General features: G+C 42.6%; 1 protein-coding gene. It reads right to left on the reverse strand.

The annotated features are described in order from the left end of the window. Positions 1-113 precede the first annotated feature (113 nt). The gene (locus A3G3_RS0109780) at positions 114-1,118 is read right to left on the reverse strand and encodes a DUF7689 domain-containing protein (RefSeq protein ID WP_019520339.1); all 1,005 of its coding nucleotides are present in this window, start codon (positions 1,116-1,118) and stop codon (positions 114-116) included. Positions 1,119-1,551 lie beyond the last annotated feature (433 nt).

Here is a 1,551-nt window from a genome sequence, read left to right on the forward strand (position 1 = left end):
CACATTAAACAACTTTCTGTGCGTAAGCATGGTTACGGAGTTGCCTTATATCCACCGCCTGAAGTCGGTGGTTTTACAGCAACAGAGGATAAAAAACTTATTATTATCGACACCTATAAAAAAGTGGTGATATATTTTTTTGCACTTAAAAGTGCACGCGCAACCTCACCTTCTATGACATTAAAATCATCGCCATAGCCTGCTTTTAGGCGCGGATTTTTTTGCAACTCATCATATAATACGATGCCAAAAATATTTTCTGGCGATACCATGCGCGACACCACCAAAGGCAATATCGCCTCGCCCATCTCAGCACCCAAATCAATGAGCATCTGGTATTCGCCGATATGGCGGCGCGTGTAGGGATTAGAATCGATGGCGTAGGCACCATCAAACCATTTTTGTTGCCAGCGTGTATACAAATGATCAAATGTTTGCTGCATACGCAACGGCAATTTTTTCACCGCTTGATTGATTTTTTGATATTCATTAAGCGATAATGGTTGCCTAGAGGATAATAGCTTTTGGCGCGTGGCAAGAAGTTTTTGCGTAGCGGTGGCATCTTTTTTATAATAGGCGATAATCTTGCCATATTGCTCGCCTACCAAATCATCTTTGCCATGTCGCATACGGATATATAGACCCAATTTTGATTCCCACAAAGGCGCGTGCGACACAATAGAACCATGCGTGGCGGATACATGACCACTTGGCGTCGTCTGCCCCCACAGTGCAATATCGGCAGTGGCGTCAGTGGCACGCGCGATGCCGTGTTTTTGGTAAAACGCATCAAAATCCGCCACCGATGTATCACCACCCACCTGCCCCAGTGGCCACACCCAATCATCGGTGATGCCCAAAGTCCACGAGATGCAATTGTAACACTGCGTGGAAAAACTGGTCTCGCGTGCGGTATCTACATTTAGATTGGGAAAAAAAGATTTATATACAATCCTGGCACCCTTATCTAAAGGCTTATCATAGCTTGGAATTTGATTGCATTTAGGATAAGGGTCGCCAGGAATGGGGCTTAATGAAAAACGAAAACCACCAAAACCAGCACCCCATGCGCTGGCACTAGCCACCCCTACTAATGTTAAAAAATTGCGTCTTTTCATCAAAACACCTTTGTTGTTGCACTGCTTGACATACCCACCGCCAAACCTAGCGATTATGGATGGAAAAATCTTTGCAACCCATACATAGGTTGCTACCTTTTACTAATACGCTTATGCTGATAAATAGTATACCAAAGCCTTTTGCACAGTAGCAAGCCCTGCTATATCAGCTCACACCTTTTTGCATATCATTGCTTGCAATTGTATCACAATCATGCTCTGTATGAAAGCTAGAATATGTCTAAATTCTCACAGACAATAGCAAATTATCTCATGTGTGATGATGATGTGAGCAAGTTTTACCACCAGTAAGCAAGCGATTTATTTTTTAAACATGATTAGGGCGTGTTGAACATTTAAAAGTATATACAAAAGAAAAGCGAGATAGTAAACTTTAAGCTCTGACCCAAAAAGAGAACTACTCGCTATGACT

Source organism: Moraxella boevrei DSM 14165 (genome assembly GCF_000379845.1).
Lineage (GTDB): Bacteria > Pseudomonadota > Gammaproteobacteria > Pseudomonadales > Moraxellaceae > Faucicola > Faucicola boevrei.

Bases quoted from the DNA above. Each gene is read 5' to 3' on its own strand.
- A3G3_RS0109780 (WP_019520339.1), bottom strand. From the start codon at position 1,118: ATGAAAAGACGCAATTTTTTAACATTAGTAGGGGTGGCTAGTGCCAGC.